A 24992-nucleotide genomic window follows, 5' to 3' on the forward strand; every position below is an offset into this window, starting at 1 on the left:
GATGCGGCCGTTGCGGGGCCATTGTGTTGACTGTCACAGAGGCATGGCCGTCAATCCCGATGCGGCTGTAAAGATTAGTGTGCGGCGCGTTGCGCCCATCTTGTGTGAGGATCCCATGAAACTTTTCCAGCAACTGCTGGTTGCCCCCGCGGCACTCGGACTGCTGGCCCCTGTGGCCGCCACTGCTTCTGAGCTCAACTTCGACGGCGTCGACCAGTACGCCTCCCAGGAGCAAGTCACCAGCATCTCCCAGTTCTCGGACGTGCAACCCACGGACTGGGCCTACCAGGCTCTCTCCAACCTGATCGAGCGCTACGGCTGCGTCGCCGGCTACCCCGACGGCACCTACCGCGGCCAGCGGGCCATGACCCGTTTTGAAGCCGCTGCGCTGCTGAACGCCTGCCTCGACCGCGTCACCGAAGTGACCGACGAGCTCAAGCGCCTGATGGCCGAGTTCGAGAAGGAACTCGCCATCCTCAAGGGTCGCGTCGACGGCCTCGAGGCCAAGGTGGGTGAGCTGGAGGCCAACCAGTTCTCAACCACCACCAAGCTGACGGGTATCGCCACGATGACCCTCGGCGGCGCTGGCGAAACCGGCTTCGGCGACAACGTCACCGCGAACTACGACGTTCGCCTGAATTTCGACACCAGCTTCACCGGCAAGGACCTGCTGCGCACCACCCTGCGCGCCGGCAACTTCGGTGACTCCGTGTTCGGCAACGGCAACACGGCTCTGGAAGTGGCTTTCCAGGAAGAGAGCGGTGCTGACTCCGTCGGCATCAACCGCCTCTTCTACCAGTTCCCCGTCGGCGAGTCCGTCACCGTTACCGCTGGTGCCAAGGTCCGTCAGGACGACATGCTGGCCATGTGGCCCAGCGCCTATCCCGCTGACACCATCCTCGACCTGTTCACCTATGCCGGTGCCCGGGCGACCTACAGCCTGAACCTCGGGGCTGGTGTTGGCCTCTGGTACCAGAAGGACGGCTTCAGCATCAGCGCCAACTTCGTGTCCAACGAGAACTCTGCTGAAGACTCCACCCTTGGTGTCGGTGAGGACTACACCGCCACAGTCCAGCTCGGCTATGCCGGCGAGAACTGGGGTGCGGCCTTTGCCTACACCTACGGCGATGGCCTCGGCGGTAGTCCCTTCAACGTTGTCGAAGATTGGAATGCCATCGGGCTGAGTGCGTACTGGCAGCCCGCTGACTCTGGTTGGGTGCCCGGTATCAGCACCGGCTTCGGCTACACCGATGCCAACGTCGCCGGACTCGGCAATCAGGACGTGTGGAGCTGGATGGTGGGTCTGCAGTGGACCGACATGTTCGTGAAGGGCAACGCCCTGGGCATGGCCATCGGCAGTGCCGGACAGGTGGGCGGCGGCAAGTGCGGCACGGGTGCACTCTGCACCGGTGGTCTGTGGCTCGACGACGGGCAGGACACCCTGGCTTACGAGCTGTGGTACAAGTTCCAGGTCACCGACAACATCAGCGTGACCCCCGCCTTCTTCTGGATTGAGAACAGCGGCGCCAGCGACACCTACGGCGGTCTGGTCAAGACCACCTTCAAGTTCTGATCGTCTGATCGGAATCGGGCCTGGCTCCTCACACCTTTCCAGGCCCTTCGTCCTCTTCCCTTCAGGAACCACTCTTCACACCGTTGTTCCTCTGCTCTCCCCGGCCTTTGGCCGGGGTTTTTTTTGGCCCGATCCACGGAGCCTGGCCTCCTAGGTTGCCCGGGACGTGAGCTGGTGCGGAAGGAGGTGTCTCCTGCCTCAGGCTGATCCCTATGCGGTGCTGGGTGTGTCCCCCCAGGCCAGTGGCGCTGAGATCAAGGCGGCCTACCGCGCCCTGGTCAAGCGGTATCACCCCGATGCTGGCGGGGATGCCACCACGATCCTGGCCATCAACGCCGCCTGGGAGGTGCTGGGCGATCGCGAGCGCCGCCGCCGCCATGACCGCCTCCATGGCCGCCGGCAGTCCAACCGTGGCGGCAGCGGGGGCGCCTCACCCTCTCCCGCAACCCCAAGGCCAGGAGCCTCTCCCAGGGCAGCAGACCATGAGGCTGGGGTGCGACGCTGGTTGCAGCAGGTGTACGGGCCCATCGACCGTCTGCTGGGTCAGGTGATCAACCCGTTTCCAGCCCAGCTGCGGGCCCTGGCTGCTGACCCCTACGACGACCGCCTGATGGAGGCCTTCTGCTCCTTCCTGGAGCTGAGTCAGGCGCGCCTGGCCAAGGTCGAGAGCCTGTACCGCTCGCAGGCCTGCCCTCAGGTTCTGCAGGGCTTCTGCCTGGACCTCTACCACTGCCTCAGCCTGGTGAAGGACGCCCTGGTGGACCTGGAGCGCTACACGATGGGGTATGTGGATTCCTACCTGCGCGATGGCCGTGAACTGCTCCGCAAGGCCGGCGCACGTCGGCGCCAGCTGAAGCAGGACCGGCTGCAGCTGATGGCCTGAGATCAGCCTGGGAACGCCTCCAGGACGGCGAGGGGCAGCCACACATCCGGAACGGGACGATGCCAGCGCAGTTGGGCATAGTCCCCCTTCACCACCAGCACTTCGCCAGGCCCTTTGAGGATGTAGGCGGGGGGCTGGGGGGCACTGGCGGCGGCCTCGGCACTGCGGCCATAGGCCTCGCTGTTCACCCGCACCAGGCTGCCCTTCTTCAGGGGGGGCTGGGCGGTGGAGGGCGTGTCGGCCATGACGAGCCTGAGGGATCAAAGCCAGGTTAAGGCCCCCCGGCGTAGAGCTTGGCCCTAGCCTCCTGAGGCGCTGAGGGAATCGAGCGGGTGCGTCTCCTGTTACTGGGTTGCTCCGGATTCGTGGGGCTGGAGTTGGTGCCCTACCTGCTGGAACTGGGTCACACGCTCACCCTGGTGAGTCGCCGCAGCGACCCCTTCCATGCCCTGGCCAGTGATCGGCTGTGCAGCCTGCAGCTCGATCCAGCCGACCCTGCCAGCTGGCAGAGCCCGGCCCTGCTTGAGGCCCTGGCCGGCGCCGAGGGCGTGGTGAATCTCGCTGGGGAGCCCATTGCCGAGAAGCGCTGGACTCCGGCCCATCGCAGCCTGCTGATGCGCAGCCGCAGCCGCACCACCGAGCTGCTGGTGCAGGCGATGGCAGCGCTGCAGACGCCGCCGCGGGTGCTGGTGAATGCCTCCGCGGTGGGGTACTACGGCAGCAGCCTCGAGCAGCGCTTCACGGAGGAGAGCCCGGCCGGCAGCGATTACCTGGCCGAGATCTGCAGCCGTTGGGAGACGGCGGCGGCCCGCTGTCCGGCCGCCTCTCGCCTGGTGATTCTGCGGATCGGCATCGTGCTCGGTGCCGATGGGGGTGCCCTGGCCAAGATGCTGCCCGTCTTCCGCATGGGCTTCGGCGGGCCCGTGGGCAGCGGCCGCCAGTGGATGAGCTGGATCCACCGCCACGACCTGTGTCGGCTGGTGGCCACCGCCCTGGAAGACGATCGCTGGCGGGGTACGTACAACGCCGTGGCGCCCCAGCCGGTGCGCATGGCGGCGTTCGCCTCCGCCCTGGGCAAGGTGCTGGGGCGCCCCAGCCTGCTGCCGGTGCCGGGGCCGATCCTGCAGCTGCTGCTGGGGGATGGGGCCCAGGTGGTGCTGGAGGGTCAGCAGGTGGCGCCCGAGCGGCTCCAGGCCGAGGGCTTCACCTTCCAGTACCCCGAGCTCGACGCTGCGCTTGCTGCTGCCACCAGCTCAGCACCCCACTGAGCACGGCGGCTCCCATCAGCAGTCCGATCGCCGGGGTGAACAGCGGCTCCCAGAGCCGCTGAAACAGCTCCAGGGGGGCTTCCACCTTCTGGCTGTGGCACAGCACCGCCACGCCGAACCACAGAGCGCCACAGATCACCACGAACACATCCGCCACCAGCACGGTGTCCATCACCCCTTTGAGGCGTTGCGGAAGCGATCGCGCCTGCGCAGACGGCTGCGCTTTGGCGGTTCCCTTGGTTGAGGCAGTCCCGCGGGCTGCGGCGGGGCCTGCCTCAACCCCTGGGCTGGACAGGCTCCTGGGTGGCTGATCTGACATCGACTGGGGGCAACAGCTCCATGATCGCTGCCGCCAGCCGTTCGGTGCCCCCCGGAGCGCCGATCCGCTCCTGGGCCGTGCGGGCCAGCCGGCCCCGCAGTTCCGGCCCCGTTGCCGGATCGGCCAGTTCGGCCAGCAGGGCCCAGGCGAGGCGGGCTGTGGCCTCCAGGGTCATGCTCGTGCCAGGCTCGCCGCTGGCGCAATGCACCCCAGCCCCGAGCAGCCGCCGCTGGGCTTCTGCGAAACCGTCGGTGAACTGGGGGCCTTGCCCCACCAGCTGCAGCACCGGCTTGCCCAGCCCCACCGCCTGTTCGGTGGCCGTGCCCGCCATGGCCAGCACCAGATCGGCCCGGGCCAGGGCGGCCCCGGCCCCCGACCAGCTGAGTTCCAGCTCCAGACCGCCGCGCTCCAGGCGGTCGTGGGCCCGTGCGCGCCAGCCATGGGCGGCGGCCCGCTGCCGCACCGTGGCGGCATCGAGGGACTTCACCAGCACGGCCCGTAGCTGCAGGCTGCCCGGTTGGTGCAGGGCCTGGGGCAGCAGGGCCAGCAGGCGCAGCATCAGCTCCAGGTTCGCGCCGGCTTCAGGCATCCGGCTGCCCGGCAGCAGGGCCATGCAGAGCTGCCGTGGGGCGGTGGTCCTCGCCAGCGCGGGCTCGACGGCGGCATCGAGAAAGGGATTGCCCAGAAAGTCCACCGGCCGCCGCAGCTGCTGGCTGAGGTCGCTGGCGGTGAGCGCATCGCGGCTCCAGATCCGGCTGACACGGCGACGCCGCAGCAGCCAGCCGCAGGGCCAGGGAAGCCGCAGCTTTCCCTCGTAGTGACTGGAGTAGGCCACCAGGTACACGGCGCAGCGACAGCCGCCCAGCCAGGCCCCCAGCACCGCCACCAGGTCGCCGACGGCGACCACCAGCTGATAACGGCCCCGCCGCCGCATCAGCCGCAGCAGGCTGGCCACCACGTGGGCCACCTGGCCACCGAGCAGTTCGCTGAGCTGGCCATGGAAGCTGGTGAAGCCCAGCCCCCCGGTGCGGAACTCCCGCGTGGGCCCCAGCACGGCGATGCCCCGCTGGCGGTAGGCGCTGCCATGCCCCACCAGGGGCAACGCCTCCACCGCCACGCCTCTGGCCATCAGGGCCGCCCCCACGAGGGCACCACTGAGATCTTCGCCATGGCCATTGCTGAGCAGCAGCACGCGAGCCACGGGCTTCAGGAGGCGAGGGGCGCGATCAACCGTTCAACCAGGCCTGCACCTTCAGCATGGCGGCCCAGCCGGGCTTGCGTTTGAGGCCGTCGGCCATCGACTCCTGCAGCTCGGCGGCCAGCTCCGGTGCCATGGCCATCAGCCGCTGCACCATGCCGATGTGCTCCCGCACCCCCTTGGTGCCGGTTTCGAGCATGGCCAGGCTCAGGTTGATGCGGGCCTGGGGATCCTGGGGGTTGAGCCGCACCGCCGTGCGGGCCGTGCGCAGGGCCGGCTCCGGCTGGTCTGTGAGCAGCTGCAGCCAGGCCAGGCAGGTGAATCCCGCCGACTGGCGGGGGGCCTGAGCGGTGATCGCCTCAAAGGCGTCGAGCAGTTCGGCCGGATCGGTGCCGGCGCTGTACCGGGCGATGGCGGCGTCGAACTGCGAGGTGGCTGGGCTGCTCTCGGCGGAACTGGCCGACATGGCTGCAGGGCAGGGTCACAGCTGTTCAGATTCCCATGCGGCAGGCCAGAGGCCCTGGCTCAGACCGCGAAGGAGCTGCCACAGCCGCAGGTCTGACTGGCGTTCGGGTTGGTGAAGTTGAAGCCGCCGCCGATCAGGGCGCTGGAGAAGTCGAGCTGCATGCCGTAGATGTACAGCAGGCTTTTGGGGTCGCAGACCACCTGGAAGCTGGGGGCTCCTGCGGGCTCGTAGGTGTAGATCTCGTCGTCGGGGCTGATGGCGTCGGGGCCGATGAAATCCATGGTGTAGCTCATGCCGCTGCAGCCGCCTGAGCGCACCCCCACCCGCAGCGCCCTGCCCTCGCCCTGCTGGCTGATCAGGCTGCCCAGCTGCTTCATGGCGGGCTCGGTCACCAGGATGCCCTTGCCGTCCCGGGCCGTGAAGGTGGCCACGGGGCTCGGCGCGGCCGGGCTCTGGGCAACGGGGCTGGCGGCGGTTTCGGTGCTCATCACTTCGGCCAGGGGCTTCGGCCAACTCTATGGAACTGCACCCGCACCTGTCGGATCCATAGAGTCTCTGCCAGTACGACGGGAGCGTTGCCGGTGCAGGTCGCCATTGTGGGAGCGGGTCTGGCGGGTCTGGCGGCGGCGGTGGATCTCGTGGATGCCGGCCATCAGGTGGATCTCTACGAGGCCAGGCCCTTCATGGGCGGCAAGGTGGGCAGCTGGGTGGATGAGGGTGGCAACCACATCGAGATGGGGCTGCATGTGTTCTTCTTCAATTACGCCAACCTGTTCGCCCTGATGCGCAAGGTGGGGGCGATCGACAACCTCCTGCCCAAGCAGCACACCCACCTGTTCGTGAATGCCGGCGGCGATCTGCGCGAGCTGGATTTCCGCTTTGCCCTGGGCGCCCCCTTCAACGGCCTCAAGGCCTTCTTCACCACGCCCCAGCTCGACTGGATCGACAAACTGCGCAATGCCCTGGCCCTGGGCACCAGTCCGATCGTGCGAGGCCTCGTGGACTACGACGGGGCGATGGGGGTGATCCGCGATCTGGATCGCATCAGCTTCGAGCAGTGGTTTCTGGGCCATGGCGGCAGCCGCCGCAGCATCGAGCGCATGTGGAACCCGATTGCCTATGCCCTCGGGTTCATCGACTGCGAGGCGATCTCGGCGCGCTGCATGCTCACCATCTTCATGATGTTTGCCTCCAAGACGGAGGCCTCCAAGCTCAACCTGCTGAAGGGCTCGCCCCACCGCTGGCTCACCGGCCCGATCCTCGACTACATCACCAGTCGCGGAGGACGCCTGCACCTCCGACACCGCGTCACCGAGCTGCACTACGAGGAGTCCCCCGACCCAGACGCACCTGGCTCCAGCGGGTCGCCAGTGATCCGGGTGAGCGGCATCACCCTTGGGACACCGGAGGGCGAGCGGCGGGTGCAGGCTGACGCCTACCTGGCCGCCTGTGATGTGCCGGGCATTCAGCGCATGCTGCCGCAGCCCTGGCGCCGCTTTTCCCAGTTCGACAACATCTACAAGCTGGAGGCGGTGCCAGTGGCCACGGTGCAACTCCGCTACGACGGCTGGATCACCGAGCTCGGGGACAGCCCGGCGAACAACGACGCCCGCGCTGACCTCGACCATCCGGCGGGCCTCGACAATCTCCTCTACACGGCGGATGCGGATTTCAGTTGTTTCGCCGATCTGGCCCTCGCCAGCCCCGAGGACTACCGCAAGGAGGGGCTCGGCTCGCTGCTGCAGTGCGTGCTCACCCCCGGCGATCCCTGGATCCCCCGCAAGAGCGACGACATCGTGGCCGCCACCGACGCCAGGTGCGCCGCCTCTTCCCCTCAGCCCAGTCCTTGAATCTGGTGTGGAGCAATGTGGTGAAACTGGCCCAGTCGCTCTACCGCGAGGCGCCGGGCATGGAGCCCTATCGGCCCAGCCAGCGCACGCCCGTGGCCAATTTCTTCCTGGCGGGAAGCTACACCCGTCAGGACTACATCGATTCGATGGAAGGTGCCACGATGAGCGGCCGTCTTGCGGCGGCGGCGATCCTGGATCGCCCCGTCCAACTGGCTGCCCAGGGCTCCGGCCCCCTCCAGCCCCTCACCGCCTCCCCCCGGCGATGACCGACCTGGCGCCGAACCCGGTCGCCGCCCTCACCGCCCCACTCACGAGTAACCCGATGGGCCGTTGGCTCGAGCACAGCGTCACCACAGAGATCGCCGCGCCCGTGGAGCGCGTCTGGGAGGTCTGGAGCGACCTGGAGGCCATGCCCCGCTGGATGCGCTGGATTGAGTCGGTGGTCACTGAGCCTGGCAACCCAGACCTCACCGACTGGACCCTGGCCGCCCAGGGATTCCGCTTCCACTGGAAGGCCCGGATCACGCAGCGGGTGGAGGCCCAGCAGCTGCACTGGGAATCGGTGGGAGGGCTACCCACCAAAGGGGGCGTTCGCTTCTATCCCCAGCCCGACGGCAGCACCGCCGTGAAGCTCAGCGTGAGCTACGAACTTCCTGGGATCTTGGCACCGTTGATGGAACCCACCATTCTGGGTGGCATCGTCACAAAGGAACTTCAGGCCAACCTTGACCGTTTTCGAGATCTGGTCGAAGAACGTTCGATCGAGACCATCGCGAGCTGAGCGCTGCCTCCCCGCTGCCCTGCTGGCCCTGTTGCTCACGGGCTGTGGCGGCGAAGGGACGGCTCCCGAGGCCAGCCAGCCCCCACCCGGCCCTGCCCCGGCCAGCCCTGCGGCAGCCGCCCAGCCGCCGGTGCTCACGGGCCTCACCCCCCTGCCTACACCCAACCAGGTGTTGGCATCGATCCCATCGGGCCGCGACGATCCCTTTGCCCCCATGGCGCCGAGCGTTTCAGCCACGCCTGGCAGCCAGCCAGCCCCGGTGCGGCTCAGCCTGCCGCCGTCGTTCCGCTTCACCGGCGTGATCAGCTCTGCCGGAAGATCCAAGGCGATCGTGGACTATGGCGCCACCAGTGGGGCCCTGAGTGTGGGTGACCGGGGCGGCAGCAGCACCGACCTGTTGCCGCCGGGCTGGACGGTGGCCGCGATCAACGCCGACCGTGGTCTGCTCACCCTGCGTCAGGGGCGTCAGACCGTGTCGGCTGAGCTCTGAGCGCTTCCACGCAGGCCTGCACCAGGCCCTCGAGGTCGTGGGGATCGGCCTCGGCGTCCACCCGGCCGAGCTCCCGCTCACAGCGCTGGCTGGTCTGGGGGCCGATCGACACCACCGCCACATCCCGCAGACAGTGGGGCCAGGCCTCGCCGAAGCCCGCCTGCAGCAGCTGAACGGTGTGGCTCACTGTCTTGGCGCTGCTGAAGGTGATGGCGTCGAGTGCCCCCCGCTCCAGGGCTGCCACGGCGGCGGAGGGCAGGCCGGCCGGGCAGCGGGTCTCGTAGGCGGCCACCTCCACAACTCTGGCCCCGCCTGCGGCGAAGGCCTCGGCCAGCACGGTGCGGCCGCCGCTCTCCACCCGCGGCAGCAGCAGCCGCAGACCCCAGCCCGAAGCCGGAAAGTGCTCCAGCAGGCTGTCCGCCACGAAGCTGGGCGGCACGAAGTCGGCGGGGGCGCCGATCGCCTCCAGCTGGGCGGCGGTCTTGCGGCCCACGGCGGCGATCCTGAGGCTGCGGGGCCGGTGGGCCAGGCTGCGACCCCGCAACCCCAGCCGCTTCTCCACAGCCTCCACGCCATTGCCGCTGGAGAACACCAGCCAGTGGAAGTCCTCGAGCTCATCGAGGGCGTCATCGAGGGGACCCCAGGACTCCGGCGGCGTCACCACCAGGGCGGGCAGGTCCACCACCTGGGCCCCGGCCGCCTCGAACAGCCGCCGGGCGGCGCCGATCTGGGTTTCGGCCCTGGTCACGGCGATGGTTCTGCCGGCCAGGCAGGGCTCAGACATGGAGGCTTCAGACAAGGGTTCAGTCCTCCAGCTTGACCAGGGCAGAGGCCCGTTGCCGCAGCGCCTCGGCCTCGCCCTGGCGGTTCTGACTCCGCAGCAGCTCCAGGGCCTGGCGAAAGGCGCCCCGGGCTGCGGCGATGTCGCCGCTGAGCAGCAGGGCCGCCCCGAGGTTCTGCTGCGCTTCGGCGTGCTGCGGGTCCAGTTCCAGGGCGCGGCGGTAGGCCGTGATCGCCTGGGGCAGGTGGCCGCGCCGGCGTTCGATCAGGCCCTGGTTGTACCAGGCAAGCCCCACCTCAGGGGCGATGGCACAGGCCTGGCCGCAGAGCTCGGCCGCCTCGGCCAGGGCCCCCTGCTCGCACAGCAGGGCGGCCAGGTTGAGCCGGGCGCCCAGGCTCACCCGGCCCGGCAGGGGCAGCTCCAGGGCCTGGCGGTAGAGGTCGGCGGCGGCGGCCTTGTCCTCACTCGCCAGGGCGATGGCCAGATGCAGCAGCAGTTCGTAGCGCTCCGGAACCGCCTCGGGGGGGCAGTGCCGCAGCCCGCGCCGCAGCAGGCGGATGCCCTGCCGCAGGCGGCCTTCGCTCACCTCCAGGCTCCCGAGCTTGGCGCAGGCGTAGGGATCGTGGGGCTGGAGCCGCAGCTCCTGTTCCATCGCCTGGCGCAGCCGCCCGGCCTTGTTGCCCCGCTCCAGCAGGGCGGGGGCGTAGCCGTCGTGCACCAGGGCGGGGGTATCGCAGTCGGCGATGCGCCAGTGCGGCTGCTGCCGCTGCAGGGCCAGCACGCTGTCATCCACCTGGGCGTGATAGGCGCCGCTCCAGTGGAGGGCGGGGTGGCGTCGAAACAGACGGCTGACGCTGGAGTAGGGCGACTGCCTGGCACCGCGCTCCTGGCGCAGCAGGTTGACCAGCAGCAGGTCGGGCTGCTCCAGCAGGTGGCGCAGGGGCGCCCTGGCCGGCTCCAGCAGCTGCTCGTCGGCGTCGAGCACGAGCACCCAGTCGCCGGACACGTGGCGCAGGGCCTCGTTGCGGGCCGGCGCGAAGTCGCCAGGCCAGGGCAGGGCATGCACCACGGCACCAAGCCGCTCGGCCAGGGCCACGGTGCCATCGCTGGAGCCGGTGTCGAGCAGCACCATCTCATCCACGAAGCCGGCCACCGAGGCCAGGCAGCCCTCCAGCCGTTCCGCTTCGTTGCGCACCACCATCGACAGGCTCAGCTTCGGCATGGGGTCTCGGGCGGTTCAGTCGGTGAAGGCCTGGCCGGCGCTGCGGTCGGCGAGCCCCAGGCGGCCCAGCAGCCAGGCCTGAGCCCGGGGCATCTGGCCGGGGCTGTAGGCCGCCGGCAACGGCTCCGGCAGCAGGGGCTGCAGGGCCTCCCACAGGTAGGGGCTGCCGTAGATCGCCAGGCCTGCCAGCCGGCCATGCCGCAGCAGTTGGGCGACGGCCGCGGGCCAGGGCTCATCGCCGCCGGCGCTGCCCCGGAAGGGGTTGCCGCGCAGGAACAGCTGCAGCAGCACGGGGCCCTCGCCGAGCTGATCCAGGTTCAGGGGGGCCTGGGGATCGGGGCGCCAGAGGCTGGGGTGCAGGTTGTCGAGCAGGCAGGGGCGCAGGCCCGCCGCGGCGGGCAGTGTGAGGGCCGGCGCGGTGGGGGGCAGGAAGGGCGCCTGCAGGGCGGAGTCGAGGCGCAGCAGGTTCACCCCGGGGCCCAGGATGGCAGGGTCTGCGCTGGCTTTGGCGCTGGCCCAGCTGCCGCCCCGTTGCTCCAGGGTGCGCTCCACCAGCTCCTGCTCCAGGGGCCGATCGGGTTGGGCGGCCGTGAGGGGATCGCCTTTGAGGCCTGGATCACCACGGCCGGTCCGCACCTGCTCCAGAGCGGCGCGCCGCCGCTCAGCACTGGCCTCCAGCTGTTGCCGTGACAGCCGCCCACTGGCAAGGGCGGCGACAATCGCCTCGATGGCCTGGTGTGCATCGGCGGGCATCAGCACCAGATCGGCGCCGGCCTCCAGGGCCAGCACCGTCGCTTCGCCGGCGCCGTGGTGGCGGCTGATCGCCTCCATCACCAGGGCATCAGTCACCACCAGCCCCCGGAAGCCCAGATCGCGCCGCAGCAGCTGGCTGAGCACGGCGCTTGAGAGGGTGGCCGGGCGCTCGGGATCGAGGACGGGCAGCAGCAGATGGGCCGTCATCACGGCGGCCACCCCGGCCGCGATGGCGGCGCGAAAGGGGGGCAGCTCGATCGCTTCCAGCCGCTCGCGGCGGTGGGGCAGCACCGGCAGCTCCAGGTGGGAGTCGCTGCTGGTGTCGCCATGGCCGGGAAAGTGCTTGGCGCAGCCCAGCACGCCCGCACCCTGCAGGCCCCGGCAGAAGGCGGCCGTCAACTCCGCCACCACCGCAGGCTCTTCCCCCCAGGCGCGCACGTTGATCACCGGGTTGGCGGGGTTGTTGTTGACATCACACACCGGTGCCAGCACCCAGTTCAGTCCGGCTCGGGCGGCATCCCGGCCCGTGCAGCGCCCGTAGCTTTCGGCCAGATCCAGGGCCAGCTGGGGATCGCGGCCGTGCAGTCGGCCCAGCCCCAGGGGCGGCACCAGCCAGCTGGCGCCCTCGAAACGCTGGCCCACGCCCTCCTCCACATCGGCGCAGAGCAACAGGGGCTGCCCAGCCCAGTCCCGTAGCTGGCGGCAGCGCAGGGCCAGCTCGGCCGCCCCCGCCCCCAGCAGGATCACGCCGCCCACGCCCAGCTCCAGCAGCGCCTGCAGCTCCGCATTGGCCAGCTCCCAGCGGGGGTAGCGGCGCTGGTGATCGGCCAGATGGCCGCTGGCCCTCACCACCAGCAGTTCGGCGGCCAGCCGCTGCAGCTCCGGTTCCAGTGGCCTAGCCAAGGGCGTTGTCGGTCTCGTTGGCAGCGGGCTCAGCGCTGGCGTCCGGGTCGCCAGGGTCCCCTTTCTCGAGCCGTTCCTCCTCCAGCCGGTTGAGCAGCCCCAGCACCGTGGTGCCGCGCTCCAGGCCCCGATCCAGCAGGAACACCACTTCCGGCGTGCGCCGCATCTTCAGCCGCCGGCCCAGTTCACCCTTCACGTAGGGCGCGGCCGAGCGCAGACCGGCGATGGCCTCATCGCGCTCGGCGTCGCTGCCGTAGACGCTCACGAAGATCTTGCAGTGCTGGAGGTCGCCGGCCACCTCCACATGGGTCACGCTCACCATGCCCTGGCTGACCCGCTCATCCTTGATGCCGGCCACCAGAAGCTCGCTCAGCTCCCGCCGGATCAGGGAGGCCACCCGCTCCACCCGTCGCCCCTGTGCCATGGCTAAGCCACCGGAGTGGCGTTCAGCATCGCCTGCAGGATCAGCCCGAGGCTGAGCAGGCCGCTGACGGCAGCGCCGATCAGGGCCACCGCGGTGACGGGATTGCGGCCCCGGGCCGCCAGGGGCTCCAGGACGGAGTTGGCCACCCCCAGCCCGAAGGCGATCAGGTAACGCGGATAGCGCGTCACGTTCAGCAGGAAGTCCTTCATTGCCCCCGGAAACACTCATAGCGGTGCCTGCTGGCTACTCTGCCGCCTTGGCTTCGGGCTTGACGCATGCAGCTGCACCAGTTCCGCCACTCCGCCTTCTGCGAGAAGGTGCGGCTTGTGCTCGCTGCCAAGGCGCTCGACTACAGCGTGGTGGAAGTGACGCCTGGGGTGGGGCAGCTGGAGCTGTTCCGGCTCTCGGGCCAACGCCAGGTTCCGGTGCTGGTGGATGGTTCGGAGGTGATCGCCGACTCCACCGCCATCGCCCAGTACCTGGAGGCGCTCCATCCCCTGCCGGCGCTGTTGCCGGCAGAGCCTGAGCAACGGGCTCGGGTGCTGCTGCTGGAGGACTGGGCCGACACCGCCCTGGCGGCCGGAGTGCGAGCCGCCCTGCTGCAGGCCCTGGCCGGTGACCCCGTGCTCAGGGCCGGCCTGCTGCCGGAGGCCACCCCCGGGCCCGTGCGCCAGCTGCTCTCCAGCCTGCCCGGCGCCGTGATGCACGGCATGGGCGATGCGGTGACCGGCCTGATCGGCACCCAGGAGCGCCGCCAGCTGCAGACCAACCTGGAGCAGCTCGCCACCCTCACGGGCGGCCGCGCCTATCTGGTGGGCGACCAGCTCTCCCTGGCGGATCTGGCCGTGGTGGCCCAGCTCTCGCTGCTGCTGTTCCCGGCCAGCGCCGGGGCACCCCTGGCCGGGCACGGCATCAGCGGCCTGGCTGACCATCCGCTGCTGCAGCCGCTGTTCAGCTGGCGCGATGGGATCCTGGCCCAGCTGGGTCGGGTCGGAGCGGCACCAGCTTCAGACTGATGCCCCGGCTGCTGCTCGCCTGGGCCGCCAGGCCGGCAGTGGGTGACGGGTAGGTGGCCTGCCACTGCCGGGCCTCGATGCTGCCGTCGCTGCGCAGCTGGAAGCGGCTGAGCGTTTCCACCCGGCTCAACCGGGGTTGGCCCGGGCCATGCAGCACCTGCAGGGCCAGCTCATCGGCCAGGAACGCGCCGGTGGCCGGCTGGTCGCTGCGGCGACCGATCACACTGGATTCGAGCTGGAAGGGGGTGCCCTCTGGCCCCCGCAGCCTGGCGATCTGCCGGTTCGGGTCGGCCGGATCGTTCTCCACGCCCAGCAGGGCGTCCCCCAGCAGGGCGTTGCCGATGGCGCCGGCGTTGAAGGCCCGGTCCCCCACCACCGCCCCTTTGCCGTCGCGGAGGAAGCGCACCTGGTACTGGCTGCCATCGTCGTCACTGGCCAGCCAGGCCCCTTCGAACCAGGCCGGGTAGGCCAGGTCGCGGCGGCCGGGGCGCGTCAGCGGGGCCGGCAAGCTCCAGGCGGGCCACTGGGCGATCCGCGCCTCCAGGGGCGATGGGCCGGGGCTGCCGGCAGCAGGCCAGACAGCGAACCACAGCGCCAGGATGGCTGCCATCAGCGTGTTGCCCATGTCCGACCCCCTGTTGCGGGAGCTCGATCATTACGTGGTGCTGGAGCCGGGCGGGGCTGATCAGATCCTCACGGCGGCCGAAACCGTGGCCTGGCTGGAGGCCCACCTCGCCGCCCTGGCCCAGGTGCCCCACGATCTCGCCGATCTCGCCGGCGGCCGGGACAGGGCTGAACGGCTGCTCGAAACCGCCTGCGAGCTGGAGCTGGAGCCCGGCCGCGCCATCCAGTGGTTCGCCGTCAGGATCGATCCGCCGGGAGCCCATCCAGGGACGGGCTGAGGCCGCCGTCCTGATGGCGCAGCAGCGCTGGCTGTTCGGGGGGGCTCAAGGGCTCCCGCAGCACGCTGGGCAGGGCCTCGAGCAGCCGCTGCGCCACGACCTCGGGGGGCTCGCCGTCCTGGCTGATGCGGAGATCCGCCTGGCTGTAGAGGGGGCGACGGGCCTCCAGCAGGGCCCTGAGCCGGGCGGCGGGGTCCGGGTCCGCCAGCAGGGGCCGGGGGGTGGGGTCCTGCCGCAGCCGCTCCAGCAGCAGGGCCTCCGGAGCATCGAGCCACACCACCAGCCCCTGGTGCAGGTGGCCCCAGTTCTGGTGACGGCTGACCACCCCCCCGCCGGTGGCCACCACCAGGGAATGCCAGCCAGCGATCTGGGCAAGCACGGCTGTTTCCAGGTCCCGGAAGGCCTGTTCCCCATCGCTGGCAAAGATCTCGGCGATGCCGCGGCCCGCGGAGGCCTCCAGCACGGCATCGGCATCGACAACGCGGTAGCCGAGGGCTGCCGCCAGCGGAGCGGCCACCGCGCTCTTGCCCGCCCCCATCATTCCCACCAGGTAGAGGTTCACCCCCTGGAGGCGCTTGGCCAGGGCCAGGTGCGCAGCTGCGGCCATCTCCCCGCTTCAACAGAGCCTGTTTCTAGGATGAAGCCCACCGAACGAGCCCTATGACGGCCAGCGCCAGTCTCAGGCCCGCCCCAGGGATCGCAGCCCCCTGCCCCCCTGGCGCCGCCTCCGGCCATGGCCGCGGACGGCCCTGCCTGATCACCCGCCGGGCCACCTTCTGCGCCAGTCACCGTTACTGGCTGCCCGAATGCTCGGAGCAGGAGAATGCCGAACGCTTTGGTCGCTGCAGCCTGGCCCCCGGCCATGGCCACAACTACGAGCTGATCGTGGCCATGGCCGGGCCCCTCGACGGCGACGGCATGGTGCTCAACCTCTCCGAGGTGAAGCACGCCATTCGCTCCGCCGTGACCGCTCAGCTCGACTTCCGCTTCCTCAACGACGTGTGGCCGGAGTTCGACCTCTCCCGGCCTGAGGGCTGCCTGCCCACCACCGAAGCCCTCTGCCGCGCCATCTGGGCCCGGCTGGGGCCGCTGCTGCCCCTGGCCGGTCTGCGGCTCTACGAACAGCCTGATCTGTGGGTCGACCTGCTCCCCGCCGCCGCAGCTGCCGCCACTGACAGCCCCACCGACTCCGCTCCTGACTGCGCCGACCCCTCCGCCGCCCCGCTCCCCATGGAAGCCTTCCTCTCGATCCGCACCCACTTCGCCGCGGCCCACCGCCTGGCCCGTCCGGAGCTCAGCCAGGCCGAGAACGAGTCCATCTACGGCAAGTGTGCCCGCCCCCACGGTCACGGCCACAACTACCTGCTCGATGTCACCGTGCGCGGCGGCATCGATCCGCGCACCGGCATGGTGTGCGACCTCTCCGCCCTGCAGCAGCTGGTGGAAGACCTGGTGGTGGAGCCCTTTGACCACACCTTCCTGAACAAGGACGTGGAGCACTTCGCCAGCTGCGTGCCCACCGCCGAGAACATCGCCCTCCACATCGCCGACCTGCTGGCCAGCCCGATCGCGGCCACCGGCGCCAGGCTGCACAAGGTGCGCCTGCAGGAGAGCCCCAACAACGCCGCCGAGGTGTTCGCCGAAACCCCCCAGCTCGAGATGGTGCCTGCCGCCCTCGAGGCCCTGGTGGCCCGCTGAGCCCACCTGGGTGCCCACCCCGGAGCGCCCCAGACTGCGCCTGGTGCTGGCGGTGAGCCTCGACGGCCGTCTGGCGCCGCCCCAGGGGGGCGCGGCCCAGCTCGGCGGCCCGGGGGATCGCCGCGTGCTGGAGGAGGCCCTCACCTGGGCGGATGGTGGCCTGATCGGAGCGCGCACCCTGAGGTTGCACGGCAGCACCTGCCTGATCCGAGACGCCGATCTGCTGGCCCGCCGCCGCGTCAGGGGCCTTGCGCCCCAACCGGTGGCCTTGGTGGTGAGCCGCACGGCCCAGCTGCCGGCCAGCCTCCCCTTCTGGTCGCAGCCGCTGCAGCGCTGGCTGCTGGCCCCCCAGGCCTCGGCCGTGGCCCCTGGCTTCCAGCGCCATCTGCCGTTGGCCCCCTGGCCGCAGCTGCTGGCGGAGCTGGCTCAGCAGGGCCTGCAGCGGCTGGTGCTGCTTGGTGGCGCCTCCCTGGCGGCCTCCCTGCTGGCGGCTGATCTCGTCGATGAGCTGCAGCTCACCTTCTGCCCCCGGCTGCTGGGGGGCGCCCATCTGTGGCTGCCGGCCGATGCAGGCCTGCCTGCTCTGTCCCCTGCCCTGCAGCAGGGGGCCTGGCAGTTGCAGGACTGCCGCCGGCTGCCAGGGGGCGAGTGCCTGCTGCGCTACGGCCGCCTGATCGGCCCCGATGCCCTCGCCCCGGCCGATGCTTCCGGTTAGCTTGCCGGCCCCGGAGCCCCCTTGCCGTGGCTGAGCTGCGCGCCCGCTGGCACCAATCGCTGGCGGAGATTCCAGAGCCGGCCTGGGATGGGCTGCTGGCCGACGACCTACCCTTCTACCGCTGGCGCTGGCTGCGGCAGCTGGAGACCAGCGGCAGCGTCGTGCCGCGCCAGGGCTGGCAGGGCTGCCACCTGGGCCTGTGGCGCGGCGACACCCTGCTGGCGGTGGCACCGCTTTACCTCAAGGGCCACAGCTACGCCGAATTTATCTTCGACCAGAGCTTTGCCCAGCTTGCCGGCCAGCTGGGGCTGCGCTATTACCCCAAGCTCGTGGGCATGAGCCCGGTGAGCCCGGTGCAGGGCTACCGCTTCCTGATCGCCCCCGGGGAAGATGCCGCCGGCCTCACGGCCTTGATGCTGGAGCTGATCGATCGATTCTGCCGCGACCAGGGCCTGCTGAGCTGCAATTTTCTCTACGTGGATCCCCAGTGGCAGCCCCTGGCCGAGGCCGCCGGCTGCGCCGCCTGGGTGAACCAGCAGAGCCAGTGGAGCAACCCCGGCCACCGTCACTTCGATGACTACCTGGCCAGCTTCAATGCCAACCAACGCCGCAACATCAAGCGCGAGCGCAAGGCGGTGGGCGCCGCCGGGCTGCAGGTGACCCCCCTGGTGGGCGAGGCGATTCCGCCCGCCATGGTGGAGCGGATGCATGACTTCTACGCCCAGCATTGCGAGCGGTGGGGGCCCTGGGGCAGCAAATACCTCACTGAGCCATTTTTCGCGGCCGTGGGTGCCGATCCCGCCCTGCGCCGGGCTCTGGTGCTGTTCAGTGCCCACCGGGGAGATCCAGGTGACCCCGTGGCGATGTCGCTGTGTGTGCGCGGTGGTGATCACCTCTGGGGGCGCTACTGGGGCAGTGAGGTGGCAATCGACTGCCTCCACTTCGAGGTCTGCTACTACGCGCCGATCGCCTGGGCAATTGAGGCCGGCATCCGCCATTTCGATCCGGGGGCGGGCGGCAGCCACAAGCGGCGGCGGGGCTTTGTGGCCCAGCCCCGGGTGAGCCTGCACCGCTGGAGCGATCCACGCTTCGACGCGATCCTGCGGGACTGGCTGCCGGGGGCCAATGCGGAGATGCTGCGGGAGATCGCTGCCATCAACGCCGAGCTGCCGTTCACGGCTGACTACGATCCACCCCATGTCCCAGGCACCCTCCCCCCCCCTCACAACCCGCCAGCCTGCCCAGACCAGCCGGCAGCTGGATGACGAGCTGTCGCGGCGGTTCATCGCCCTCGACCCGGCCGGCTATTTCCTGATCAGCGTTGATCCTGAGGCGGGTGAACTGGTGGTGGAGCACTACGGCAACGGCATCGATGAGCGAGGTCTTGCCACTGATCCCGACACCGGCGAAGTGCTGAGCTGCCGCGGCGCAGGCCCGAGGCAGCCGCTGGCGATCTACCGCGGACGCACGGCCAAACAGCTGGGGGTGGTGCTCACTGAGGGAGAGGGCCCCTCGCCGCTCAGCCGCCTCGACCACGCCTTGTACCTGGGCAGGGAACTCCAGAAGGCCGAGTGGTGCCTGGAGCAGGGTGTCACCTACATCCAGGACTGAACCAAGCGATCAGGCCGAAATCAGCTCCGGCACTGGTGCGGCAGTGGGCTCGGGAGGCTCCGGTGGAATCTGGGCCAGCTGGGCTTCGATTTCGTTGCGCACAATCGCCCTGTATTCGAGGAAGTGCTCGTTGTGGGCCAGGATGGCGATGAAGCCCTTGAAGCGCTTCGGGTTATGGCGGGCCATGCCGTAGAGGGCCTTCCAGAAGCGGAAGCGGGTGCTGCGGCGGATTCCCTGACGCCAGATGATGATCGCCAGAGCGCGAAGATCAATCCAGCTCACGGGCTTCTTCGGGGTGCCTTCGGGCTCTGGAGTGAGGAACTCTTTGTATTTCTGGGGGGGCAGCTTCAGAAAGTAGTTGTAGACGCGATCAATGTAGGCGTGGGGCTCATAGAGCTTGGAGAAGGCATCCACATATTCATTGGCGATGTCACGAAGCGGCCTAGTGGGTACAAAATTGAGCAGGTTGGTCTGGTTCACGCCCTTCGCGGCGGACGAATCCTGAATCAGACGCCCTTCCCGCTCGAGACGATGCCAGAGGGCCGTGTTGGGAAGCGCCTGGAGCATGCCCATCATCGCGTGGGGGATGCCGGTGCGGGTCACAAAGTCGACGATGCGATCGCCAGCTCCCTGCTTTTCACCGTCGAAGCCGATGATGAAGCCCGCCATCACCCGCATCCCATAGGATGTGATCTTGTTGACGGAATCGTCCAGGGAACTACGGGTGTTCTGGAGCTTGCCCGCCACCTCCAGACTGGCTTCATCCGGAGTCTCGATGCCGAGGAAGAGGCTCTCGAAGCGACACTCCACCATCATCTGCATCAACTCATCGTCGGCCGCCAGATCCACCGAGGCCTCGGTGGCGAAGCTGAACGGATAGCGATGATCGATCTGCCACTGTTTCAACACCGGTAGCAGGCGCTTCACATTGCGCTTGTTGCCGATGAAATTGTCATCCACCAAAAAGACCGAGCGGCGCCAACCGAGGTCGTAGAGCCGCTGCAGTTCGGCAACCAGCTGCTCCGGTTCTTTGGTACGAGGCTTGCGCCCATACAGCACGATGATGTCGCAGAACTCGCACTGGAACGGGCAGCCCCTGGAGAACTGCACCGACATTTCCGAGTAGGCCTCCATTTCCAGGAGGTCGAACCGGGGGATCGGGGTGCCGGTGACATCGGGCTTTTCACCGCCGGAATTGAAGCGCCCCTGCTGATCACCACGCTCCAGGGCCTCGATGAACATCGGCAGGGTGATTTCACCCTCATCGAGCACCTTGAAGTCGGCCAGATCGAGCTCTGGAGCATCAGGGGTGGAGCTGGCGAAGGGTCCGCCCACGGCCACGGGCAAACCCCGCTGCTTGGCCCTGGCGATCTGGGCCGCCATGTCGCCCTTCTGCACGATCATGCCGGAGATCACCACCAGCTCGGCCCAGTCCCACTCCGCCTCGGTCACCTCGCGCACGTTGCGGTCCACGAGCTTCATGGGCCACTCCTGGGGCAGCAGTGCCGCCACGGTGACCATGCCCAGCGGAGGCAGGAGCACCTTGCGGTTCACCAGCTCCAGGATCTTTTCGTAGCTCCAGAACGTCTTGGGAAATTCCGGATAGATCAGCAGGGTGCGCATGGGGGGTCTCGACGTGGCCGGAACAACGGGGCCAACACAGGTGGCCGTCGGAACGTTGCTGAGCTGAGGGGTGCTGAGGTGAAGGGAGCTGACGGAAAGGGTCTGAAGCGGCGGTTCGATCGGCTTCAGGAGAGCGGCTTGGCCGGTTGGGCCGCCTGGGTGGGCCTCCGGACCAATTGTGGGCGCACCTTAGGCAGAAGGCCGGGCCGGTGCCTGGCGAGCCGGGCCTCTGCTGTAATGGGCACACGACTTTGCAGCAGAGGCCACGATGGGTGTAGCGATCTACCTGGGTCTGGTCGGGGGCGGCCTGGTCGCCGCGTTCCTGGGCTCAGTGCTGTTGCGCAGGATCAAGCTGATCTGAGCCGGCTGGCGGCCACGGCATCGCCCACCATGGCTGCGGCGCCCACCACCTCGCCCACGAGGTCGTAGGTGTCCGCTGCGGTGATCCGCACCGGCACCATCGTTCCCGGCGCCGCACAGAGGCCGCCGACGCCCGGCAGCACCCTCACATCCCCGTCCACATCCGGCGCGAAACGGGCACAGCGGCCCAGCATCTCGCCGCTGGAAGGGTTCTCCTGCTCAACCAGCACGTCCACGATCCTGCCCACCCAGGCGGCGTTCCGCTCGGCGGCGATCGGTTGCTGCAGGGCCATCAGCCGATCCCTGCGCTGCTGGGCCACGGCCGCCGGCACGGGGTTCGGCAGGTCCACGGCCGCGGTGCCGTCCTCGGGTGAGAACGTGAACACGCCCACGTGGTCGAAGCGCTGCTCGGCCACGAAGTTCAGCAGGTGCTGGAAGTGCTCCTCGGTTTCACCCGGGAAGCCCACAATGAAGGTGGTGCGCAGCACGGCATCGGGAAGCTGCTCGCGGATCCGCTGCAGCAGGTCGCCGCGCACGTTGGCCTGCCAGGGGCGGTTCATGGCCCGCAGCACGTCCGGATGGCTGTGCTGCAGCGGCAGATCCAGGTAGGGCAGCACATTGGCCACGTCCCGGTAGGCCGCCAGCACCTCGGCCGTGAGCCCGGTGGGATAGGCGTAGTGCACGCGGATCCAGGGGATGTCCACCTCTCCGAGGGCCCGCAGCAGCTCGGCCAGGTGGGGCCTGCCGTAGAGGTCGAGGCCGTAGTTGGTGCTGATCTGGCTGATCAACACCAGTTCCTTCACCCCCTGGGCCGCCAGGCTGTGGGCTTCGGCCACGATCGATTCGATCGGCCGGGAGCGCTGGTCGCCGCGCAGCTTGGGGATGATGCAGAAGGCGCAGCGGTAGTCGCAGCCCTCAGCCACCTTGAGGTAGGCCACGGCCTCGGAGGTGGTGCGGTAGCGGGGCAGGTGCTCGTCGGCCACGAAGGTGGGGGTGGCGCTCACCTGGTTGACCCGCTCGCCGGCCTCCACCCGCTCCAGCACGCTCACGATGTGCTGATAGTCGCCGGTGCCCACGATCGCCCTGGCCTCCGGCAGGCTTTCGAGCAACTCCTCCTGAAAGTGCTGGGCCAGGCAGCCGGCGATGATCAGCTCCTTGCCCTGTTCAGCCAGCTCCACCAGGGTGCGCACCGATTCCTCGCGGGCGTCCTGGATGAAGCTGCAGGTGTTCACCACCACCACGCTGGCCTCGCTCTCATCGGCGCTCACGCCGTAGCCCGCCTCAGCCAGCAGCCCGAGCATGTGCTCGGTGTCCACCCGGTTCTTCTCGCAGCCCAGGTGGGCGAAGGCGATGGTGGCCGGGGAGGAGCCGTTGGGGCGCGCGGAACTCATGGGCAGGGGTTGGCCGATCCACCACCCTATGGGGGAGGGGATTGCGCTGGCCCGAGTGTCCTGCTGCGGCGACCATGCCGTTGAGGCGGCTGCGAGAATCCGCGGACTGCCCACCTCCTGCTGTCGATGACCTCCAGCCGACTCAGCGATCGCCTCAACAATTCCCGCCGCCGGGGCGATCCCGGCAGGCGCTGGGTGCGGGTGGTGTTGTCCGTTCTGGCCACGGTGGGCGTGATCGACACGGGCACGATCACCCTGCAGCGCTGGGGCCTGTTCGGCCAGCTGGCCTGTCCGGGTGGCGCTGAGGGCTGCGACAAGGTGTTGAACAGCGCCTGGGGCAGCGTGCTGGGCCAGCCCCTGTCCCTGTTCGGCTTCCTGGCCTACCTGGCCATGCTGCTGATGGCGGTGGTGCCTCTGGTGCTCAAGGGCGACCTGCGCGATCGCCTGGGCTCCCTGAGCTGGTGGGGCATGTTGCTCACCAGCATCGGCATGGCGGTGTTCAGCCTGCTGCTGATGGGCGTGATGGTGCTGAAGATCCAGGCCTTCTGCTTCTTCTGCGTGCTCTCGGCTGTGGTCAGCGTGTCGCTGCTGGTGTTCACCCTGCTGGGCGGCAGCTGGGACGATCGCGGCCAGCTGCTGTTTCGCGGCGTGCTGGTGGCCCTGGCGGTGGGGCTGATCGGCCTCGGTTGGGCCACGGCCGTGGACCGCCCCGTGGTCGAGACGCTGCCTGGGACTCCGCCAGTGGTGGAGAGCGAGAGCACCCCCCTGACCCTGGCCCTGGCCGAACACCTCACTGAGACTGGAGCCGTGATGTACTCCGCCTACTGGTGCCCCCACTGCCAGGATCAGAAGGAGATGTTCGGCCAGGAGGCCAGCAAGAAGCTCAAGGTGATCGAGTGTGCCGAGGATGGTGTGGGCAGCCAGAAGGCCCTCTGTGACAGCAAGGGCGTGCAGGGCTTCCCCACCTGGGAGATCAATGGCCAGCTCGATTCCGGTGTCAAGCCCCTGGAGCGCCTGGCCCAGGTGAGTGGTTTCCAGCCCCAAAACTGACCGGCTTCAGGCCTCGCTGTGCCGATGGCCAGTGGGCCCCTGCTTCACGGCGGCCGTGCTGATCGGCCTGCCGCGGCCCTGGCAGCTGTGCACCCGCCAGAAGGGCTGGCTGCTGGGCGTGTCGGTGCGGAAGTGGCCACCGCGGCTCTCCTGGCGGAACAGGGCGGCCTCCATCAGCAGCTCCGCCAGCACCAGACGCTGGTGCAGCTCCTGGTGCAAGGGCCAGCTCTGCCGAGACGCCGGCGCCAGCTGGAGCCGCTGACTCACGCTCAGCTCTTGAACCCTTTGCCAGCTGGGGTCGTGTTCCAGGCTGCGGCGTTGGCGTCGAATCGTGGTCAGACTCTTCGCCAGGGCCTGGCCCTGGCGTTCCACCCCCGCCACCTGCCAACACAGCTGTCTGAGCTCCTGGATCTGGTCCTTCAGCGCTGACGACCCCAGCCTCGGTGCGGCGAGCACCCCGGCCACCTCGGCGAGCCCCTCTGGGGCGGCTGAGGGCCCGAGCGCGATCTGGCGCAGCTGCCGGGCGAACACCAGGCACTCCATCAGGGAGTTGCTGGCCAGTCGGTTGGCCCCGTGCACGCCGCTGCAGGCCAGTTCTCCCACGGCGTAGAGCCAGGCAGGGTGGTGGCAGCGGCCAGGTCGGTGCGGACACCGCCCATCCAGTAGTGGGCCGCTGGTGCCACAGGCAACGGCTCTGCTGTGGGCTCCAGTCCCAGCTCCCGGCAGCGCCCCAGGATGGTGGGGAACTGGCGGCTCAGGTGCTCCTGGCCAATCGGCCTGAGGTCGAGCCAGAGATGGTCTACACCCTGCTGCCGCATCCGCCGTGCCAGGGCCCGGCTCACCTGGTCCCTCGGGGCCAGATCCCCCCCCTCCAGCTCCGCCACCGGGCTGGCTCCGCTCCCGTCCAGCAACCGGGCCCCTTCGCCGCGCACCGCCTCGGAGATCAGGAAATGGGGGGCCCCGGGCAGCATCAGGGCCGTGGGGTGGAACTGCACGAACTCCAGGTCGCGCACCTCGGCGCCGGCCTGCCAGGCCATCGCCAGGCCATCGCCACTGGAATGGGTCGGGTTGGTGGTATGGGCGAACAGATGGCCGCCGCCGCCGGTGGCCAGCACCACGGCCCGGGCCCGCAGCCAGTGGATCTGATCTCCCTCCAGAAGCTGCAGCCCGCAGCAGCGCCCCGCCTCCACCAGCAGCTGCAGGGCCACCACCCCCTGGCGCTGCTCCAGGCCGGGGCGGCGACGCACCTCCCGCTCCAGGGCATCCACGAGGGCGCCGCCGGTGCGGTCCTGGGCGTGCAGCACGCGCCGGTGGCTGTGGGCGGCCTCCAGGGTGGTGCTGAGGGCGGTGCCGTGGCGGTCGAAGGCCATGCCGAGCTCCAGCAGGCGTTGCACGCAGCCGGGGGCCTCATGCACCAGCAGTTCCACGGCCTCGAGGTCGCAGAGGCCGGCGCCGGCTTTGAGGGTGTCGTCGCGGTGGCTGGCAAAGCTGTCGGTGGCGCTGGTCACGGCAGCAATGCCGCCCTGGGCCCAGCGGCTGGCGGAGCGGGGTTTGCGCTCCTTGCTCAGCAGCAGCACCCGCAGACCGGCGGGCAGCTCCAGGCAGCTCATCAGCCCGGCGGCGCCGCCTCCCACCACCACCACATCCCAGTCACACTGCGCCATGGGTGCTGCGGGCTCGGGGCTGCCGCCGGCATGAAAAAAGCCGCCGGAAAG

Annotated in this window: 26 protein-coding genes and 2 pseudogenes; 13 read left to right on the forward strand and 15 right to left on the reverse strand. The window is 69.4% G+C overall.

Annotated features, from left to right (window positions below):
* Positions 1-115: 115 nt before the first annotated feature.
* Together IQ220_RS11500 and IQ220_RS11505 are read left to right on the forward strand one after the other, a co-directional pair.
* The gene (locus IQ220_RS11500) at positions 116-1573 is read left to right on the forward strand and encodes an iron uptake porin (protein WP_193915094.1); all 1458 of its coding nucleotides are present in this window, start codon (positions 116-118) and stop codon (positions 1571-1573) included.
* A gap of 217 nt (positions 1574-1790) precedes the next feature.
* Positions 1791-2456 (forward strand): DnaJ domain-containing protein, encoded by a 666-nt coding sequence (locus IQ220_RS11505; RefSeq protein WP_370566446.1) that lies wholly within the window; start codon positions 1791-1793, stop codon positions 2454-2456.
* A 2-nt stretch (positions 2457-2458) separates the two neighbouring features.
* Here the strand turns inward: IQ220_RS11505 and ndhO are convergent, their stop codons facing one another.
* Entirely contained in the window at positions 2459-2701 is a 243-nt protein-coding gene (gene ndhO / locus IQ220_RS11510) for an NAD(P)H-quinone oxidoreductase subunit O (protein ID WP_186698431.1), read from the reverse strand.
* Between the two features lie 87 nt (positions 2702-2788).
* Here ndhO and IQ220_RS11515 point away from each other — a divergent pair, with 87 nt between their 5' ends.
* Positions 2789-3724 (forward strand): TIGR01777 family oxidoreductase, encoded by a 936-nt coding sequence (locus IQ220_RS11515; protein WP_193915096.1) that lies wholly within the window; start codon positions 2789-2791, stop codon positions 3722-3724.
* Here the strand turns inward: IQ220_RS11515 and IQ220_RS11520 are convergent.
* The 4 genes from IQ220_RS11520 to IQ220_RS11535 form a co-directional block, all read right to left on the reverse strand.
* A complete protein-coding gene (locus IQ220_RS11520) occupies positions 3660-3896 on the reverse strand; it encodes a hypothetical protein (protein WP_186698435.1) in 237 nt (78 codons plus the stop codon). The two genes, IQ220_RS11515 and IQ220_RS11520, sit on opposite strands and share 65 nt — an antisense overlap.
* A 103-nt stretch (positions 3897-3999) precedes the next feature.
* A complete protein-coding gene (locus tag IQ220_RS11525; RefSeq protein ID WP_193915098.1) occupies positions 4000-5244 on the reverse strand; it encodes a lipid-A-disaccharide synthase-related protein in 1245 nt (414 codons plus the stop codon).
* Between the two features lie 25 nt (positions 5245-5269).
* Positions 5270-5707: a M48 family metallopeptidase gene (locus IQ220_RS11530; RefSeq protein WP_193915100.1), complete on the reverse strand. Its 438-nt coding sequence runs from the start codon at positions 5705-5707 to the stop codon at positions 5270-5272.
* A gap of 59 nt (positions 5708-5766) precedes the next feature.
* Positions 5767-6195, reverse strand: coding sequence for an iron-sulfur cluster assembly accessory protein (locus IQ220_RS11535; protein ID WP_193915102.1), 429 nt, complete (start codon positions 6193-6195; stop codon positions 5767-5769).
* A 93-nt stretch (positions 6196-6288) separates the two neighbouring features.
* Between IQ220_RS11535 and zds the strand changes: the two are divergent.
* The 3 genes and pseudogenes from zds to IQ220_RS11550 all read left to right on the forward strand — a co-directional run bounded on the left by zds (position 6289) and on the right by IQ220_RS11550 (position 8828).
* Positions 6289-7823, forward strand: a pseudogene (zds, locus tag IQ220_RS11540) (9,9'-di-cis-zeta-carotene desaturase).
* A gap of 56 nt (positions 7824-7879) precedes the next feature.
* On the forward strand, positions 7880-8338 hold the full coding sequence (locus tag IQ220_RS11545; protein ID WP_193915178.1) for an SRPBCC family protein: 459 nt from the start codon (positions 7880-7882) through the stop codon (positions 8336-8338).
* Positions 8283-8828, forward strand: coding sequence for a hypothetical protein (locus IQ220_RS11550; RefSeq protein WP_193915104.1), 546 nt, complete (start codon positions 8283-8285; stop codon positions 8826-8828). The genes IQ220_RS11545 and IQ220_RS11550 overlap by 56 nt, the downstream gene beginning before the upstream one ends.
* Here the strand turns inward: IQ220_RS11550 and IQ220_RS11555 are convergent.
* The 5 genes from IQ220_RS11555 to IQ220_RS11575 are packed head-to-tail and all read right to left on the reverse strand — an operon-like array spanning position 8785 to position 13120.
* Positions 8785-9612 (reverse strand): uroporphyrinogen-III synthase, encoded by an 828-nt coding sequence (locus IQ220_RS11555; RefSeq protein ID WP_193815819.1) that lies wholly within the window; start codon positions 9610-9612, stop codon positions 8785-8787. The genes IQ220_RS11550 and IQ220_RS11555 overlap by 44 nt on opposite strands.
* 19 nt (positions 9613-9631) lie before the next feature.
* Entirely contained in the window at positions 9632-10831 is a 1200-nt protein-coding gene (locus IQ220_RS11560) for a glycosyltransferase (RefSeq protein WP_228009148.1), read from the reverse strand.
* Positions 10832-10846: 15 nt separating this feature from the next.
* Complete coding sequence (locus IQ220_RS11565; RefSeq protein ID WP_228009149.1) at positions 10847-12487, reverse strand: glycoside hydrolase family 3 N-terminal domain-containing protein; 1641 nt, start codon at positions 12485-12487, stop codon at positions 10847-10849.
* Complete coding sequence (rbfA, locus tag IQ220_RS11570) at positions 12480-12911, reverse strand: 30S ribosome-binding factor RbfA (RefSeq protein WP_193815230.1); 432 nt, start codon at positions 12909-12911, stop codon at positions 12480-12482. Before rbfA ends, IQ220_RS11565 begins: the two co-directional genes overlap by 8 nt.
* 2 nt (positions 12912-12913) lie before the next feature.
* Positions 12914-13120 (reverse strand): DUF751 family protein, encoded by a 207-nt coding sequence (locus IQ220_RS11575; protein WP_186698451.1) that lies wholly within the window; start codon positions 13118-13120, stop codon positions 12914-12916.
* A gap of 66 nt (positions 13121-13186) precedes the next feature.
* Here IQ220_RS11575 and IQ220_RS11580 point away from each other — a divergent pair, with 66 nt between their 5' ends.
* A complete protein-coding gene (locus tag IQ220_RS11580) occupies positions 13187-13927 on the forward strand; it encodes a glutathione S-transferase family protein (RefSeq protein ID WP_186698453.1) in 741 nt (246 codons plus the stop codon).
* Here the strand turns inward: IQ220_RS11580 and IQ220_RS11585 are convergent.
* Positions 13863-14552: a DUF6816 family protein gene (locus IQ220_RS11585; protein ID WP_193915105.1), complete on the reverse strand. Its 690-nt coding sequence runs from the start codon at positions 14550-14552 to the stop codon at positions 13863-13865. The genes IQ220_RS11580 and IQ220_RS11585 overlap by 65 nt on opposite strands.
* Between IQ220_RS11585 and IQ220_RS11590 the strand changes: the two genes are divergently transcribed.
* Entirely contained in the window at positions 14551-14829 is a 279-nt protein-coding gene (locus IQ220_RS11590) for a chlororespiratory reduction protein 7 (RefSeq protein ID WP_193915107.1), read from the forward strand. The two genes, IQ220_RS11585 and IQ220_RS11590, sit on opposite strands and share 2 nt — an antisense overlap.
* Here IQ220_RS11590 and IQ220_RS11595 read toward each other — a convergent pair.
* Positions 14789-15436, reverse strand: coding sequence for a shikimate kinase (locus tag IQ220_RS11595; protein ID WP_193915109.1), 648 nt, complete (start codon positions 15434-15436; stop codon positions 14789-14791). The genes IQ220_RS11590 and IQ220_RS11595 overlap by 41 nt on opposite strands.
* Before the next feature lie 53 nt (positions 15437-15489).
* Between IQ220_RS11595 and IQ220_RS11600 the strand changes: the two genes are divergently transcribed.
* Genes IQ220_RS11600 through IQ220_RS11615 form a run of 4 tightly spaced genes read left to right on the forward strand, consistent with a single transcriptional unit; the run spans position 15490 to position 18853 of the window.
* On the forward strand, positions 15490-16527 hold the full coding sequence (locus tag IQ220_RS11600; RefSeq protein ID WP_193915111.1) for a 6-carboxytetrahydropterin synthase: 1038 nt from the start codon (positions 15490-15492) through the stop codon (positions 16525-16527).
* Positions 16528-16537: 10 nt separating this feature from the next.
* On the forward strand, positions 16538-17242 hold the full coding sequence (locus IQ220_RS11605; protein WP_193915113.1) for a dihydrofolate reductase family protein: 705 nt from the start codon (positions 16538-16540) through the stop codon (positions 17240-17242).
* 26 nt (positions 17243-17268) lie between these two features.
* On the forward strand, positions 17269-18507 hold the full coding sequence (locus IQ220_RS11610; protein WP_193915115.1) for a GNAT family N-acetyltransferase: 1239 nt from the start codon (positions 17269-17271) through the stop codon (positions 18505-18507).
* Positions 18440-18853 carry a DUF4346 domain-containing protein gene (locus tag IQ220_RS11615; protein WP_193915117.1) on the forward strand — a complete coding sequence of 138 codons (414 nt, stop codon included), beginning with the start codon at positions 18440-18442 and terminating at the stop codon, positions 18851-18853. Before IQ220_RS11610 ends, IQ220_RS11615 begins: the two co-directional genes overlap by 68 nt.
* Before the next feature lie 9 nt (positions 18854-18862).
* Here IQ220_RS11615 and IQ220_RS11620 read toward each other — a convergent pair whose 3' ends face one another.
* On the reverse strand, positions 18863-20476 hold the full coding sequence (locus IQ220_RS11620; protein WP_193814582.1) for a B12-binding domain-containing radical SAM protein: 1614 nt from the start codon (positions 20474-20476) through the stop codon (positions 18863-18865).
* A 347-nt stretch (positions 20477-20823) separates the two neighbouring features.
* Positions 20824-22227, reverse strand: coding sequence for a 30S ribosomal protein S12 methylthiotransferase RimO (gene rimO, locus IQ220_RS11625; protein WP_193915119.1), 1404 nt, complete (start codon positions 22225-22227; stop codon positions 20824-20826).
* 126 nt (positions 22228-22353) lie between these two features.
* Here rimO and IQ220_RS11630 point away from each other — a divergent pair, with 126 nt between their 5' ends.
* Positions 22354-23277 (forward strand): vitamin K epoxide reductase family protein, encoded by a 924-nt coding sequence (locus tag IQ220_RS11630; RefSeq protein WP_193915121.1) that lies wholly within the window; start codon positions 22354-22356, stop codon positions 23275-23277.
* A gap of 6 nt (positions 23278-23283) precedes the next feature.
* On the opposite strand, the pseudogene nadB reads toward IQ220_RS11630, so the two are convergent.
* Positions 23284-24941 (reverse strand): annotated as a pseudogene (gene nadB, locus IQ220_RS11635) (L-aspartate oxidase).
* Between the last annotated feature and the right edge of the window lie 51 nt (positions 24942-24992).

The sequence above is a fragment of the Cyanobium sp. LEGE 06113 genome, assembly GCF_015207615.1.

Excerpts from the sequence above, each read along its gene's own strand:
- IQ220_RS11500 (WP_193915094.1), top strand. The coding sequence starts at position 116 with ATGAAACTTTTCCAGCAACTGCTGGTTGCCCCCGCGGCACTCGGACTG.
- ndhO (WP_186698431.1), bottom strand. The coding sequence starts at position 2,701 with ATGGCCGACACGCCCTCCACCGCCCAGCCCCCCCTGAAGAAGGGCAGC.
- IQ220_RS11520 (WP_186698435.1), bottom strand. The coding sequence starts at position 3,896 with ATGGACACCGTGCTGGTGGCGGATGTGTTCGTGGTGATCTGTGGCGCT.
- IQ220_RS11530 (WP_193915100.1), bottom strand. The coding sequence starts at position 5,707 with ATGTCGGCCAGTTCCGCCGAGAGCAGCCCAGCCACCTCGCAGTTCGAC.
- IQ220_RS11535 (WP_193915102.1), bottom strand. The coding sequence starts at position 6,195 with ATGAGCACCGAAACCGCCGCCAGCCCCGTTGCCCAGAGCCCGGCCGCG.
- IQ220_RS11545 (WP_193915178.1), top strand. The coding sequence starts at position 7,880 with ATGGGCCGTTGGCTCGAGCACAGCGTCACCACAGAGATCGCCGCGCCC.
- IQ220_RS11555 (WP_193815819.1), bottom strand. The coding sequence starts at position 9,612 with ATGTCTGAGCCCTGCCTGGCCGGCAGAACCATCGCCGTGACCAGGGCC.
- IQ220_RS11560 (WP_228009148.1), bottom strand. The coding sequence starts at position 10,831 with ATGCCGAAGCTGAGCCTGTCGATGGTGGTGCGCAACGAAGCGGAACGG.
- rbfA (WP_193815230.1), bottom strand. The coding sequence starts at position 12,911 with ATGGCACAGGGGCGACGGGTGGAGCGGGTGGCCTCCCTGATCCGGCGG.
- IQ220_RS11575 (WP_186698451.1), bottom strand. The coding sequence starts at position 13,120 with ATGAAGGACTTCCTGCTGAACGTGACGCGCTATCCGCGTTACCTGATC.
- IQ220_RS11580 (WP_186698453.1), top strand. The coding sequence starts at position 13,187 with ATGCAGCTGCACCAGTTCCGCCACTCCGCCTTCTGCGAGAAGGTGCGG.
- IQ220_RS11590 (WP_193915107.1), top strand. The coding sequence starts at position 14,551 with ATGTCCGACCCCCTGTTGCGGGAGCTCGATCATTACGTGGTGCTGGAG.
- IQ220_RS11585 (WP_193915105.1), bottom strand. The coding sequence starts at position 14,552 with ATGGGCAACACGCTGATGGCAGCCATCCTGGCGCTGTGGTTCGCTGTC.
- IQ220_RS11595 (WP_193915109.1), bottom strand. The coding sequence starts at position 15,436 with ATGGCCGCAGCTGCGCACCTGGCCCTGGCCAAGCGCCTCCAGGGGGTG.
- IQ220_RS11600 (WP_193915111.1), top strand. The coding sequence starts at position 15,490 with ATGACGGCCAGCGCCAGTCTCAGGCCCGCCCCAGGGATCGCAGCCCCC.
- IQ220_RS11615 (WP_193915117.1), top strand. The coding sequence starts at position 18,440 with ATGTCCCAGGCACCCTCCCCCCCCCTCACAACCCGCCAGCCTGCCCAG.
- IQ220_RS11620 (WP_193814582.1), bottom strand. The coding sequence starts at position 20,476 with ATGCGCACCCTGCTGATCTATCCGGAATTTCCCAAGACGTTCTGGAGC.
- rimO (WP_193915119.1), bottom strand. The coding sequence starts at position 22,227 with ATGAGTTCCGCGCGCCCCAACGGCTCCTCCCCGGCCACCATCGCCTTC.
- IQ220_RS11630 (WP_193915121.1), top strand. The coding sequence starts at position 22,354 with ATGACCTCCAGCCGACTCAGCGATCGCCTCAACAATTCCCGCCGCCGG.